The sequence below is a fragment of the Bacteroidetes bacterium GWF2_43_63 genome, assembly GCA_001769275.1.
Classification (GTDB): Bacteria; Bacteroidota; Bacteroidia; order Bacteroidales; family DTU049; genus GWF2-43-63.
This window is the reverse complement of record MEOQ01000028.1, coordinates 107413-121985: the sequence shown is the minus strand read 5'-3', so window position 1 is coordinate 121985 and position 14573 is coordinate 107413. Positions and strand designations below refer to the sequence as shown.

Below are 14573 nucleotides of genomic sequence, written 5' to 3'. Positions count from 1 at the left end.
CCCTTGCAATAGGAGGAACTATGACAACAATCAAAATCGACAACATCGTTGCATCTCTCCCGAAGGGGAAAGGTGCGTACAAAAGAAGAACACTCAGTTCAATCACCGGCATTGTGGTCCATCACAGCGCAGCAGATTCCGGAACTCCAACAGCCATTGCCAATTATCACATTTCGCGTGGCTGGCCGGGCATCGGTTATCATTTCGTTATCTCACCCGACGGAACGGTCAACCAAACCAACGATCTGGAATCCATCAGCTACCATGTGGGATATTACAACACCACCTATGTCGGAATTTGCCTGATCGGCCACCTTTCCAAACACCCGCCGACACCGCTGCAGATGGACTCTCTCAGAGGAGTAATCAAGCATGTGAAATCAACAGTCGGCAAAGAACTCGTTGTGAAAGGTCATCGAGACCTGGCGGCAACGGAATGCCCGGGAAATATGATGGATCTGAAAAAAATCTAAGCATCAGAAAATGTCAAAGTCCGTAAACCAATATGAGCTGAATAAGCAGATCGAGAATTTCATCCGGGAGAAAGATGCGAAGGGCGAAGCTTTTTCTGCGGATGATATTGCCTTTATTCAGCAATACGAGGGTTCGGGCGGTCAGGGAAGCAAGGGAGCAAGCGGTGAAGGGGTGCTATATGAGTTTTTTACGCCGGATTACATCGTTGAGCTGATGTGGGAACTGGCATTTCGATACGGGTTTGACGCAAAAGGAAGCATTCTGGAGCCTGGAATAGCCATCGGGCGGATGGTTGCCCCGGCGCCGGACAAATCACGCGTCACGGGCTTTGAAATCAATCCTGTTTCGGCAAGGATCTGCCAGATCACATACCCGGAAGCACAAATTCACACCGGATATTTTGAAACGGCCTTTTTGCAAGCCCCGCGATTTACAAGCAAACTCAAAGGCCAGCAGATCACCTGGCTCGAAGATTATCCCTTCTCCATGGTCATTGGAAATCCTCCGTATGGCAAACATAAAAACAAATACAGCTCTTATTTTGCCTCGCCCAAAATGCAGCAGATAGAGCTGTTTTTTATGTATTACAGCCTGAAACTGCTAAAACCTGGCGGGCTGTTGGTCTTTATCACGTCCAGTAATTTTCTGAGAAACGGGATTTCATACAACCACGAAAAAGACAGCATCGGACAGTTGGCCGATCTGGTGGATGCATATCGTTTGCCGCCCGTATTCAGGTTTACAGAAGTTCCGACCGACATCATTGTTTTAAAACGCAAGTAACATGAAAGAGTACAAAATTCCACAGCCGCAGCCGATGTTTATTTTCAACGGCACTGAATTGTCCGATCTGGACAAACAAATCAAAGACATTGAAAAAGATTTTCGTGTCAAGGAAGTTGATCTCACTTTTAAAGAAGAGCGCCTTATCTTTTCCCGCATCATGTCTTCGCGCGATGCATACCAGTTTGTCAAGGAAGTCATTTTCGAAGGTGTTGAAATTCAGGAACATTTTGTGTTGCTGTACATGAACCACTCAAACAAGGTCATTGGCTATTACCGGCACACAAAAGGGACCATCAATTCTACCCAGGTCGATATTGAAATGATTGTGGCCGTTGGTCTGAAAATTCTGGCTAAGGGTGTTATTCTGTCGCACAATCATCCATCGGGAAACACAGAACCCAGCCCGCAGGACAAAGAGCTGACCAAGAAAATCAAAACGGCTTTCAAATACTTTGACATCGTTGTCCTGGATCACATCATTGCAACCAGAAACGACTATTATTCATTTATGGACAACGGAGATCTGTCATTGTCAGGCGCATCAGGCAAAGAAACATCAAAAGTGGAAAAAGAAATTCGCGAAGAAATTCTGAACCAGCTGAAAAAAGTTACCAGGGCCAATAGCCCGTACGTGTGGGAAAGAATTCAGACTAAAGCGGGCTATGCGAAAATTGAAGAACAGATTATTTGCCGGGTCGTGAATCAGCATCTGGTGCCAGCAGCCATCATTCCAATGCTTGAAACCGAAAACAATCTTGAATAATGTTGGCCTCTCCGGAACATATCAACCCATCGTGGTACAGAGCACGGATTGCGGCAATTAGAAAATTGCTGGAAGAGTTGCCCGCTGACACCGGCGACAAGAAAGACCGGGCTCTGCTAAGAAATGGTTTGATTCCGGAGGCGTTGGAAGAAAAATTCAAAACAATTTTCGATTACGAATTCAAACTCGGCTTTGCGCTCAACGAGCCGCTTTCATTTACCGAAATCACTTCGTTCAACACCTGGTTTGTTATGTATCCGGAAAAAATTGGCGGAAAAGAAGTAGTGACAACCAGCATCGAATTTCCGATCACCGTGAAAGGAACGAAAGAAGAAATCATTAACGCGATCAGAGGCAACGGCGCATCAATGCTCGAACTCGAAGCGCTGGCACTTGAAACAGAATTACAATTTCTCAACGATCAAAAAAATACAGCCATGGGCTACCTCAATGGAATATCGGCAAGCGAAAGTCTGGGCTATCTCAGTCCGGCCATGATCAGCATCATTCTCGCCAACAGCGACAAAATTCTCAAAATTATGCAGGATGCGAAAGGAATGAACGGGCTTGGCTCTGCCTCTAAGAAAATGAGCTTTGATGATGTCATTGCCAAATACAACAAAGGAATTTCTTTCGAAGAAATCAAAGCCTGGGTATGGTACAAGCGTTCGCTTGGAATTGAGATGAAGGGCTGGGAGCGCTATTACATCAAAGGCGGCAACATGGTTGAAAATGTAGTGGCAACCGAAAATGTGACTTTAAAAGACAATCATTTTCGTGATATCAAAAACGCCGCAAAGGGAGCCGTACTCGGCAAGTACATCAAAACACATTCATACGCCGAAGGCGATAACTATTTCATTTTTCGCAGCGATGACGGATTGTATTATGTTTCTGCCCGTTCCTGCAAACTGGAGAAAACAGCAGTAGCAGCCAATGCCGATGAATTGTCGGATCTCGTCCGCAAAAAAGCATTGTTTTACATGGGCGGCGAATTTGTTCCCAATCCCGTGTACACTTTTGGAAACATGTACGATCGCGAGCTACAGCTCGAAGCAGACAAAGAAACGATTCTGGAACAATGGGGCGAAGATATTTACACTGCCCACAAAGAAGCCATTGCACAAGCGAAGCCAATCCTGCTCACCGTGACCAATCCGGATGAAAAGGAACGGCCAATTATTACAGCGATTTCCGATTTCGCAACAGACGCTGCTATTTTCTCAATTACCGAAGTCCGCGAAGAATACATGGATGTAGAGAATGCAGAAGAGTTGAAAAAGGTCAACGGAAAAGTGGAGCGAAAGAAAGACAAAGAGAAAATTCATCTGCGCTTTGATGGTGAAACCCGCTACAGTCTTGAGGATGTTTTTGTCAAATGGCTCTTTACTTTGAATTCAGATGCCGATTTCGAAAAGTCATCGGCCATTGACATTGCTGATTATTACATCGCAAACCGTCCTTTGCGCGATGACAAAATGAGCAAAGAGGAAAAAGCTGAACTCAAAGCAAATGCACGCATTGAAGGCGAGAAGCTCTTTTCGAAATTTCTCCATGAAGTATTGACTGCAAAGGATCAGGAAAAACTGGATTACTCCTGGAACCGGTTATACAATGGACAGAGCGATATTTCGTATCAGAAGGTACCCATCGGATTTGAGTGTTCTGCAACTTTTAAGTCCGGAATTCTGCAGCTTACCGACATCCAGCGCGAGGGAATTGCATTCATGGAAGTGATGGGAAGCGGCATCAACAGCTTCGATGTGGGCGTTGGTAAAACGGCCTGCGCCATTGCAACACTAGCGAATTTTATTTATTCCGGAAAGTGTAAACGTCCGATTATCGTTGTTCCAAAACCAACATACAAGAAATGGATTAATGAGATTTTTGGTTTTGAAGATAAAAAGTCCGGGGAGTTTGTTTCAGGAATTCTGTCACATACCGGCATACAACTGAATGACTGGTACAACCTGGGGACGGACGTGGTTAAGCGCATCAACCTGAATAAGCCGGTGCCCGAAAAGTCCATTACTGTTGTAACATACGAGGGCTTCCGTAAACTTGGTTTTGGCAATTCTGTTTCGGATGAGCTGTTTGTGGAACTTGTAAATATTCTGGGACAAAGCAGGGAAAAGAGCGCCCGCGATAAGGAAATAGAATATCAGAAATTCCGTGAAATGATTGGCGTCGGGCTCAAAGACACAGTTGCAGATGTTGACATCGTTGGTTTTGACTATGTAGTCATTGACGAAGCGCACCGTTGTAAAAATGTTTTCAGCAATGTAAAGGCTGATGAAGACGGCAATAAACGCTACAATATTCAATCGGCAACATCTGAAACCGGACAAAAAGCATTCCTGATTCTGAATTACATTCAGCGCAAATATGGCCGTAACACCATGCTGCTAACAGCAACGCCATTCTCAAATTCGCCGCTTGAAATTTATTCTATGCTATCACTGGTGGCGTATGAAAGTCTGAACAAAAGCGGCATCTACAACATTGACACTTTCTTCGATTTGTTTGTGTTGCCAACAGTAGAGTGGACCGCGAACTACAAGGAAGAAATCGTTGAGAAAGAAGTAATCAAATCTTTCACCAACCGACGCATTCTGCAGAAGCTTATCTACAATCACATTCTGTATAAAACGGGTGAAGAAGCGGGAGTAAAGCGCCCTAAGAAAATCAATCTGCCGATGTTGTACGATGCTGTTTCCGGAAACCGCGAAAGACTGATTCAGGAAAAGCAAGTGCTCACATACATCAACATGACTCCCCGGCAGCGGGAAAATCAAAACAAAATCGTTTCCCTGGCAAAGAACTCAACGCAGGGAAAACTTGACATGGGCAATCTTTTCAGGGCTCTTGCCTATTCCCTGGACAATGCGTTGTCGCCGTTTATTCTGAACGGATCACCCGAAAATTACAAGGAATTCATTGACGAAAGTCCCAAGATAAAATATGTGACAGAGTGTATTCGATCCGTCAAAGAATGGCATGAACAGAGGGGTGAACCAGTTTCCGGCCAGGTGATATACATGAACCGCGGCAAACAGTTTTTTCCACTGATCAAGCAATATCTTGAAGAGGATATTGGTTTTAAAAAAGGGTTGTTGTTTGATAAAACAAAGATTGATGAAGTGGAAATCATCAGTTCTGAAATCAATGACACCCGCAAGGAAACAGTGAAAGAGGCGTTTCTGGAAGGAGTCGTGAAAGTCATTCTGGGTACGGCAACCATTCGTGAAGGAATTGATCTGCAAAAGCGCGGCACAGTCATGTACGATTGTTACCCGGAATGGAACCCGACGGACATTCGTCAGCTTGAAGGTCGCATCTGGCGCCAGGGAAATAAATTCGCCTATGTGAGGATTGTCATGCCGTTGATACAAGATTCCATGGATGTATTTGTGTTTCAGAAACTCGAAGAAAAGACTTCGCGCATCAACGACATCTGGTTTAAAGGCGACCGTGGCAACGTGCTCGATCTGGAAAGCCTGGACCCGGAAGAAATTAAACTGGCGCTGATTACTGATGTAGATCGCTTGGTCCGCATGTTTTTCGATCAGGAAAAAGAACAGCTCAACCGTGAATATGCCAGAGCCAACCGCGCCCTGGTCATGATTGAGGAAATCAGGAATGACATCAGTGAATACAACAATTACAGAACCGAGTCGCTGAATGCCATTCGCAGGTTTTACGAAAATCTGATTAACTCTGAACATTTTGAAAACGCTGCTGCTGCAGAGCCGGATTTCGAGCAGAGCCAGAAAGCAAAAACCTACAAAAAAGCGAAGGAACTCAAGGAAGAAATTGAGGAACTTCTGAACGCATCTGCCTTTGAAGATAAGGATGTGTTGTCCGTCGGACGAAAAATCGAATACTCCTACAGCACGCTCAGGATCTACTTCGACAAAGCCTGGCATCTGAAATACTTCAAGGAATATGTTTCGAAAGTCCGCAAAACAGAGCGAACTATTTTGAAGCCAAAAGGATTTTCAATTGACAGTGATCTCTCAAAGGTGCTTGAAACCTACACTCTCGAAAAGCAAGCGATTCAGAAAAAAGCAGAATTGTACAAAGGCGAAAATAGTTCTGAACGCTGGAAAAGTTTGCGACAGGAAATCGAAGATAAAAAATCGGCGCTGCAGGTCGAAGGGCGCACTGCACAGGATCGCGCCGGGGAGTTTGCCAGACTAAACTACCTGCTGGAATACAAAGCCGATGATATACCTGTGACTGAACCGCAAATGGCGCCAGACACACCGTCATTGGCTCCCTTCATGAGCGAGCTGGAACTCGAAGCAATGGCTCTTGAAATTGAATTGGATCTTCTTACAATCTGATAAATAAACAGCAACATGATAACTACAGACAATTATATGGAAACCAGCAGGAGCATTGATTTTGACAAGCTGCCTGTTGCCCTGAAAAACGGTGATAAACTCACACGGGGCGCTGCACCTAATAACTGGTCGGCTTATAACTCGAATGAAAATATTAAACGGGTTATTGATGCATACATGCAAAAGCTGGAGGAGTACCTGCAGAAAAATCCGCAGGAAAAATCAGCACAGGCTGAGCCCGCTCAACCAAAGGCACAGAAAGCAAAGCCAGAGCCAAAGGCAAAACAGGCACCGAAAGAAAAACCAGCTGCATCTTCGAGAAAAGAGCCTGAACAGGTTGAAAAAGTTATTCCCGAAGTTCAGTTTATCAAGCGTTATGTAGCGATGCATGGCAAAACGAAAACACAGGATGAAATTCTGCGATTTCTGGATTCCTTACAGAAAGCCATTCTCGAAAAGAGAATCCGGAAAACTTCGCCATACGCAAAAGAGATCGAAAAAATTCAGAGTCAGCTGATCAAATGCTACGAACAAATGGGCGAAGCCATTGAAATCACAATCGAAAAGAAGTCACTGGAAAACCTGACAACCATTGCTGAAAGCCAGAAACCGATGTTGTCCGTTTCATTCATCAGGCAATATATTTCGCTGCATGGCAAAAAGAATGTGAAGGATAAAGCAAAAGCTCTTCTTTCAAAAATACATAAGGCTGCCGACACTCAGAAAGTTCGGAAAACAGACCCGTATGCAGATCGCCTGACCAAACTCTACAATTCGCTGAGTGATTATATCAGTGGAAAGACACAGGCGCCGCAAATAAGCGAAAGCCAGCTCAACGGCCTCATGGGCCTGCTTGGATGCAATCAAAAAAAAAGTCCAGAGCTAAACGGAATAGAAAGGGAAGAAAATCCTGAAGTGATCCGCAGCACCGATCTGGCCGGAATGCAATTTGAAACCATCGGCCTGCAGGGCAAATACCGCGAGCTGATCGGTGATCCCAGCATAGGATTTTCCGCCATGGTTTATGGTCTGCCCAAATCCGGCAAATCTACTCTTTGTATTGATTTTGCAAAACATCTGGCGGAGCACCATGGCAAAGTGCTCTATTGCGCCATTGAAGAGAAATTCGGTTACACGCTGAAAGAAAAAATCGAACGCCTCCAGGCAACCCATCCCAATCTCTACGTTTCCGAAACCATTCCCGACGATCTCTCAAAATACGACTTCGTCTTCATCGACAGTGTTTCCCGCGCCGGCCTCGACATGGACGCCATCCGCAAATTACGCATGGACAACCCGCGCACTGCATTCATTTTCATCTACCACACCACCAAAGAAGGCAACTTCCGAGGCAAAAATGAAAATGCGCATGAGGTGGATGTTATTGTTGAAGTCGCCGACGGGAAAGCTACCGGCAATGGGCGGTTTGGGATTGGGGGGAACGTGGGGGTGTTTTGAGGCTTGGCGGTATAAGATCGTTTGAGAGTGGTGGTGTTTCGAAAGACTTTTCTACTCACCGACCTTCTACTTTTTATCGTTTAGCAGTCTTTCAATTTTTATGAAAATATCTTTCAATGGTGTTTGTATAATTTGGTTGTATACATAGTTTGTAAAGTCTTTTATGTCTTCTTGTGATGGTTTTACTTTTCTTGTCGCGTAATGAATATAAGTCTTACGAACTTTTGTTGTTTCGTCAAGTAGCTTTTTCTCTTCGTCTGTAAATGAAATTTTGTTTATATTGTCAATAACCCCTAATCCTTCTTCATTTAATTCAACGAATATACAAATTTCTCCATCGCCATTAAATAAATCGTCAAGCCAAACAGTAAAATATACGGGTGCTGAATTTGAGAAAAAATAGCGAAGCTGTGAGCTGAATCTTCCTTGTAACTTAAGTCCAAGATTTAGCTTTTCGCAGACATCGTCCACTTGTTTGAAAACATCATTTTTGATTGTTAAATATAAAGAGTTTATTTCTTTAATTTTGTCATGATGTTTTAGAAAAAACTCATATTGTTCTTTTAAATCTATTGTCTGCGACATAGCTTTGATGTTTTGAATGAAGTCCTTTAGGATTACAGTTTGTTTTAAATCAGCGTTTAAAAAATACGAACCAGATGATTGTTCGATTTGATTTGTAAATTCATCGTGAGTAATACTGATAAACTGTTTAGGCAAGTTTTTTTCAGGTCGCAATGATAAAACAACACCAACTTTGTTTTTATTAACCTTTATTGAATCGTAATACTCAATTAAGTCATTATAAACAGCAGCGTTTACTTTATTTTCTATAATAATTGCATTTTCAACTTCATTACTAATTTCTGATGGTTCATTTATTACTATATCAATATATTTGCCATTGCTTGTACGCACTTCTCTCTCTGTATAGCAAATTTTTGAATTTTCGATTACAGAAAGTCCTTTAGCCTTACGCTCAATAATGTCGGACAATGCAGAAATGAAAAGGTCACCTAGTCCGTGCTGTCCGCTTGGGTTTAGGTAAAACGAATAAAAGTTACTCAAGACCGTTTCGTAATGAGGAAATCCCGCAATATCAAAAAGTGTTGTTGCCTTTTCAGGTAAAACCTTCAAGTCGGCTTGTAAAAACTCTTCGTAATGATTTTCAAGTTCTTTTAATGTCATTAAATATCTTGTTGTTAACTTTTGCAGTGTTATTTTCTAAAGCGATCTCCAGCCTCTTTGCCTTTTACTTATCGTTCTTTTACAAATATACAAATAAACATATTAAAAGGCGGCATTTCGCGCAACAGTGCTTCAGGTTTGGCATCGTTCAATAGACACTGAAAACATGAGTTATTAGGTGCAGGATTTTTGTCGTTATAAATAATGTTTAAATGGTAAAACTTCTGATTTAATATCACGCCCAGCTGTTAACACCTCGCCAATTGAGTCTGCGAAGCGCAAAGTAACTGGTGATCCGTCAGCGAAAATGCAAGCATTGTAATTAAGCTTTGTCAATGCAAGTATGTCCTTACAAACAGTTTCAATATCTTTTTCTCCTCTAACTACCTCAACACTTATTGGGTTTGGAGTTTCAAGTCCTAGTTGTGTTTGAATTCTTGGGATATAACCCTTTGTCCAAAGATATGCCGAGTTCTCAGTAACAATTAATGCAGTTCCTCTAGGAACGCAGTAAGAAAAATCTCTGTAAAGTTTAAATGCACTATCATCCTTAATTCTAACACCAATTATTTTGCTTTTCCCTACTGTTGCTTCTTTAAATCCCTCCCATTCTTCATCATTAAAATATGTTTTTGAGTGAATGAAAATCTCATTTGGATATTCTTTAGTTTCTGATTTGTCTTTGAATGATTCAATTGACATTGATAATAAGCTGTTCGCATCTTTTTTTGTTATATGATACTCTTTTGTTTTTGGATTAAACCAAGGGCCGATATTTCCGCGAAATACCATGCCATCACCTGAATCTAAAAACATTTGTGCGGCACAACAAGCATTCTTCCTGTCAATTGACTGTTCAATTTGTTTGTAAACCAAACCTAAATAACAAACATTCTTTCTTACTTCCCCCAATTTCCAAGGCAAACCACCTGATTTGTAATACAAAGTAGTAGAAATATTCCAAGCTTTTGCAGTGTCGAATAATCTTTCATATTCAATTTTCTCTTGGTCAGTCCAAAGCTCCTCATAAGCAATTGTACTTTCTCTAATTATTTGAGTTACAATTTTATCATTTAGAAGTTTTGCCTTTAACTGGTTGTGAAAGTTAATCTCAAAATCATAAGCCGCCTTCAGTTCATTCATTTCATCGAAAAGGAATAAGGCAGATGGATCTCGCTCCCTTTTTCGTAATCCAATTGATTTGTTATCATCCGATTTTGGTATCTTAGATTTTGGCCTTCCATATTGGTAAATTTCATCTGGAATTGCAACGAACCAAACTGTAACAGGAATTTCCTCTTCGTTCAAATATTTTTTTAGTTTGTCTGAATAGAGATTAGTTAAATTATACACTCTTTGATATCCGTCTGAATATTTCAAATATTCATCAATAATTTCTCTTTGAATATCAATTTCTTGTATTGCCTCAAAGTTGATTGAAATATCGAAAGTCGATTCTATCCCTGGGAAAAAAGGTCTTGCAATATCTGATCGTTTACTTATTATTGGCTTGTGAATTTTTTTTATATACGCCTTTACATGATCTCTTTGCTCTTTTGGGCCAATAATGCCAATACTTATTTGTCCTGAATGTTTGTTTTTGGAATATGATCCGAAAAGAGTTAAACCATCTCTTGGGTCTTCCATTTTTTGATCAAACCCAAAAGTTAATTTTGGCTCACGTATATGTATAAGTTTTGGCTCAATCATCTTCTTCAAAATTATCATCTTCAAAATCATACATTGATAACAAACCCTGTCTTGTTTTATCCTTTGGGTCAAAATAGCCAAAATCCGCCCAAAACATTTCTGGATAAACAGGCATATCTAATATGAAATTTGAAGAAAGCTTTATTTCAATTTTCCCATCTTTTTTTAAGGCACTGATAAAAGCTAAAAACAAATCACGCCAATCTTCATTAAATAATCGCTTCCCCTTCTTTCTGCGTTCCCTATGAATTTTTTCTTTATCAACCTCGTTTTTATCCGTTTTCCATACATTGAGCCCATCATCCGTGAACGCAATATGATTTTTAAGACTAAAGCTCAAGACAGGTGACAAAATCGGTTTAACTGATACCGCAAAATGCCAATACCCATTTGTGCTGTTTTTACCAATCAAATTTTTATTCTTTGACTTGTTAGTTTTTCGATTTGGAAAATCAAATTTTACTTTCAAAGATGTCAGATTACTTGTAGTATAATAATATGCTAACCTTTTATTAGCCATCTCATACCAAAACATGCCTCTATTCTTCATTATTTGATGAAATACTTTTTTCAATAGTTGCTTGAAATGATTTTCAGTGTCACGATGATTCGGAAATTTACTTGATTCAAAACCCATCAAAACGTCTGTTACTTTAATTTCGAAAATGCACTTGGGTTTAATTGTAATTTTACTTTCATTTTGTTGTAAATCAAAATCTGAAAGCTCTTCAAACGAACTCAAATTATTTGTAATTTGACTAATGGGAAAATTTGTTTTTTGCTTTGCAATATGATTAGCTTGTTCTTTATTTTCAAACTGATAGATAAAGAAACTCTCAGGTAGTTTGGGTATTGACCACCAATTTGAATAATACAATTCGTTTTTGGGTAAAACCTTTTGTTGAGTTATAAAATGGTTCTCATACCAATCTCCAAAACCAGTATTTTGATATTCTGATTGTTTTAAAACCTCTTCCTTTATCAACTTTTTTTCTAGTTGCTTTAATCCAGACGACCAATTTTCATAAAATGGTATTTGATTAAGCCTGTCTGCGCCTATAAATAAATTATAATCAGCATTATCAATGTTCATCAAAATAATAAAGTCTCCCAAATTATACTTTTTCCCAATACTTTCTGCGAAGCTGTATTCTTTGTAAACACCATCTTTAAGTTTTCCTTCCTTAATAATTCCATTGACGTCCTTTTGGAAAATGTTTTTTGAATAAACCAATAGAAATTTGACAGCCTCGTCCCTAATAACATTGTCTATTGTTTCCCAAAATTTCTCGCCACCTAGTAACCCGTTTTTATCAATCCATATCTTATATCCTAGAAGTTCAAGTCTCGATGCTAACCAGATTGTAAAATCGTTGTCTTCAGGTGTTGCGTGACTAATAAAAATTGTTTCCCTCATTAAAAATCGATTATTTGTCAAATTGTTTTGGCTTCTTTATGGTTGCACCTAACGGTTTACAAAAATACCCAGTAGCCGTTTTGCGTCACCCGATTCAAATTTCCTGCGGGACACTGCTGTTTCAATTTGCTCTTTCATAGGCTATTGGGCAGAGTTGCTGTTACATGCCGTTATTTATATTGTCAACCTGTATATCAATCAAAGATTTGTATTTAATTAATCTAATACCGTAAATATAATCTTCGTCTTTATTCCCTTTACATACAAGAGAAACTAAGTTTCCATCATTATCGAAAATTGGGGCTCCACTTGTTCCTCTAAAGTATTCATGTCCAGGGTGTTTATTTGGAAGTTTGAAAACGTAAAAAGAACCATCATCTCTTACATATTCCAAATTCATGACTAATTTACCAACAGGTATTATTATTTTACCATTATTTTTAAATTCAGTTTGTCCAAAGAAAGAATACTTTTTGTCAAAAGATGGTTTCGTTGCAAAATCATAGTCAATTATTAATCTTTCATGCTCAAATATCTGATTTGACTCAATATCGATAACTTGGTGAAAGGACTTGATGTCAGAGGGTAATGTATTATAAGAAAAATCTATTCTATTAATTTCTTCACAGTCTATACTCGCTTCAACAGCATTACCCATTTGTCCTAGCTCCTTAAGCCAAGTTCCATTTTTAAAATCAGATTTTATTTCAATCGCCCAGTTAGTAAAATCTCTTGTTGCATGAAATACACTCATAATTACTTTTTTATTACAGTAATTAATTATTACGCCTGAAGCATAATTTTTTGGCATTCCATTTTCGCCAATTTGTCTTAAAGGCACACACGATAGAATCGTTTTGAATATTAAATCTTCTTCTTTCATATATTAACAATTAAAATCCTCATTTGCTTTTCTTTGAAAATCTTCAAAATCTTTTCTTGTCTGACCATAATTAATTGGCTCCCATAGTCCAGTAGCTTTATTGTAAATAAATTTTGCTTGATTATAGTCATATTCTTTTGATAGAAAATCTCTATTGTTTAATATTTCCTTAATCTGCTCTTGTTTTATTGTATCAAATGATTTGTCAATAGCTCTCTCAATTAAATCGTCAGATAAATTTGTTTCAATCTCAAACTCTATGATTTTACCATATATTCTATGATTAATACTAATTTTTCTTAGGTTTTCAGTTTGTTCTTTGGGAGATTTCTTCTTTAACCCTTTGATTAGTTTTGTAATTGAAAACTTTAGCAAGTCATAACTTGCACGTACAATGAGACCTGAAACAATTAATCCTGTCTGGTTCTCATTGATAAATATGACAATGTCATTAAAAAGATTTCCTGTTGAGTAGTGGTATTCAGAGTCTGGTTGTTTTTCAACAATTACGGTGAATTCTTTAAGGTCTTCTTGAAATTCGAAAATAATTTCTTCTGGAACTGTTTCTTGATACTGAATTAAAAAGTTTTCATTCATGATATTTAGGATTTAATTTTCTGTCTTATAATGGTCTGTAACGTCTTTGTGACACACCTTTTTTAACACCCAATGATGGGATTTTTATCAATAATGGGTTGTATATCCCACCTTTTTAACAAAAGAGATGGTGTGTTATTTGTCCAAAGATCATTACAAAATATCCAATTTTACGAAAATTGTGTAGTAACCAGTATCATCTCATCACACATCTTCCAACCCCAAATATATACAGAATTTTGTTAAATGAAGGATTTCTAACGAAAATATTTTGAAATATCTTCGATGAGTTTGATGGAAAGCCGTATAAATGTAGTTTGCAGAGGACTAATTATCTACATCCCACATTTAATCGTTACTGCGTAATTCAGTATTGCGGAGCTTTGGCTCATAGTGCTAGCTTGCTGTTGCCTGTAAGATAGTGCATAATCAATGCACCCCATACATATCAAGCGTAGCATCATCAGATTTGCGGGAGTCGATTGGTTTGGGCAGTTTTGAGGTGTTCGGTTTGACTCGGCTATTGATGAGTTTTTGCTGCTTTTTGTCAACCATCTCTTTCATCTTTTTTTCTTTGATGCGAATTTCGGGAATCCCGTTTTTGCAAATCAAAGTCCAATCGGCATCTCCAATCCTGATTAATTCATCCCTTGAGGTTTTGGTGCTTTTTATTTTGAGCCTTTCCCAAGTCCGCATCATTTCCAATTTTGGTCCGAATTCTTTGACCCAATTAAACAAAGTGGTTTGTCGCACACCGATCAATGATTCAATTTTTGTAATGCTTAATCCAAAAAGGTACAATACAACAGCTATTCGCTTGACATCCTGATCAAATCTTTGTTTACGAATAGCAACCGTAAAATGGTATTTGCATTCTTTGCACAAATATCGCTGTCGTTTCAAAACGATACCATCTTTTATCAATATCCCTGATCCACACCTCGGGCAAGT

The 14573-nt window shown here is 39.3% G+C and carries 11 protein-coding genes; 5 read left to right on the top strand and 6 right to left on the bottom strand.

The annotated features are described in order from the left end of the window. Positions 1-20: 20 nt before the first annotated feature. From A2W93_09555 to A2W93_09535, 5 genes are all read left to right on the top strand, one after another. Entirely contained in the window at positions 21-473 is a 453-nt protein-coding gene (locus A2W93_09555) for a hypothetical protein (protein ID OFY54538.1), read from the top strand. 10 nt (positions 474-483) lie between these two features. Continuing rightward, on the top strand, positions 484-1257 hold the full coding sequence (locus A2W93_09550) for an adenine-specific DNA methylase (protein ID OFY54537.1): 774 nt from the start codon (positions 484-486) through the stop codon (positions 1255-1257). A gap of 1 nt (position 1258) precedes the next feature. Then, entirely contained in the window at positions 1259-2023 is a 765-nt protein-coding gene (locus A2W93_09545) for a hypothetical protein (protein ID OFY54536.1), read from the top strand. Positions 2024-2136: 113 nt separating this feature from the next. Further along, positions 2137-6369: a hypothetical protein gene (locus A2W93_09540; protein ID OFY54544.1), complete on the top strand. Its 4233-nt coding sequence runs from the start codon at positions 2137-2139 to the stop codon at positions 6367-6369. A 15-nt stretch (positions 6370-6384) separates the two neighbouring features. After that, the gene (locus A2W93_09535) at positions 6385-7827 is read left to right on the top strand and encodes a hypothetical protein (protein OFY54535.1); all 1443 of its coding nucleotides are present in this window, start codon (positions 6385-6387) and stop codon (positions 7825-7827) included. A 66-nt stretch (positions 7828-7893) separates the two neighbouring features. Here A2W93_09535 and A2W93_09530 read toward each other — a convergent pair whose 3' ends face one another. From A2W93_09530 to A2W93_09505, 6 genes are all read right to left on the bottom strand, one after another. Next, positions 7894-9015, bottom strand: a complete 1122-nt coding sequence (locus A2W93_09530; protein OFY54534.1) for a hypothetical protein — start codon at positions 9013-9015, stop codon at positions 7894-7896. A 195-nt stretch (positions 9016-9210) separates the two neighbouring features. After that, on the bottom strand, positions 9211-10725 hold the full coding sequence (locus A2W93_09525) for a hypothetical protein (protein ID OFY54543.1): 1515 nt from the start codon (positions 10723-10725) through the stop codon (positions 9211-9213). Then, entirely contained in the window at positions 10718-12142 is a 1425-nt protein-coding gene (locus A2W93_09520) for a hypothetical protein (GenBank protein OFY54533.1), read from the bottom strand. The genes A2W93_09525 and A2W93_09520 overlap by 8 nt, the downstream gene beginning before the upstream one ends. Before the next feature lie 160 nt (positions 12143-12302). Beyond that, complete coding sequence (locus tag A2W93_09515; protein ID OFY54532.1) at positions 12303-13025, bottom strand: hypothetical protein; 723 nt, start codon at positions 13023-13025, stop codon at positions 12303-12305. A 3-nt stretch (positions 13026-13028) separates the two neighbouring features. Next, complete coding sequence (locus A2W93_09510) at positions 13029-13622, bottom strand: hypothetical protein (protein ID OFY54531.1); 594 nt, start codon at positions 13620-13622, stop codon at positions 13029-13031. A gap of 429 nt (positions 13623-14051) precedes the next feature. Continuing rightward, positions 14052-14507 carry a hypothetical protein gene (locus tag A2W93_09505; GenBank protein ID OFY54530.1) on the bottom strand — a complete coding sequence of 152 codons (456 nt, stop codon included), beginning with the start codon at positions 14505-14507 and terminating at the stop codon, positions 14052-14054. Positions 14508-14573: the final 66 nt, after the last annotated feature.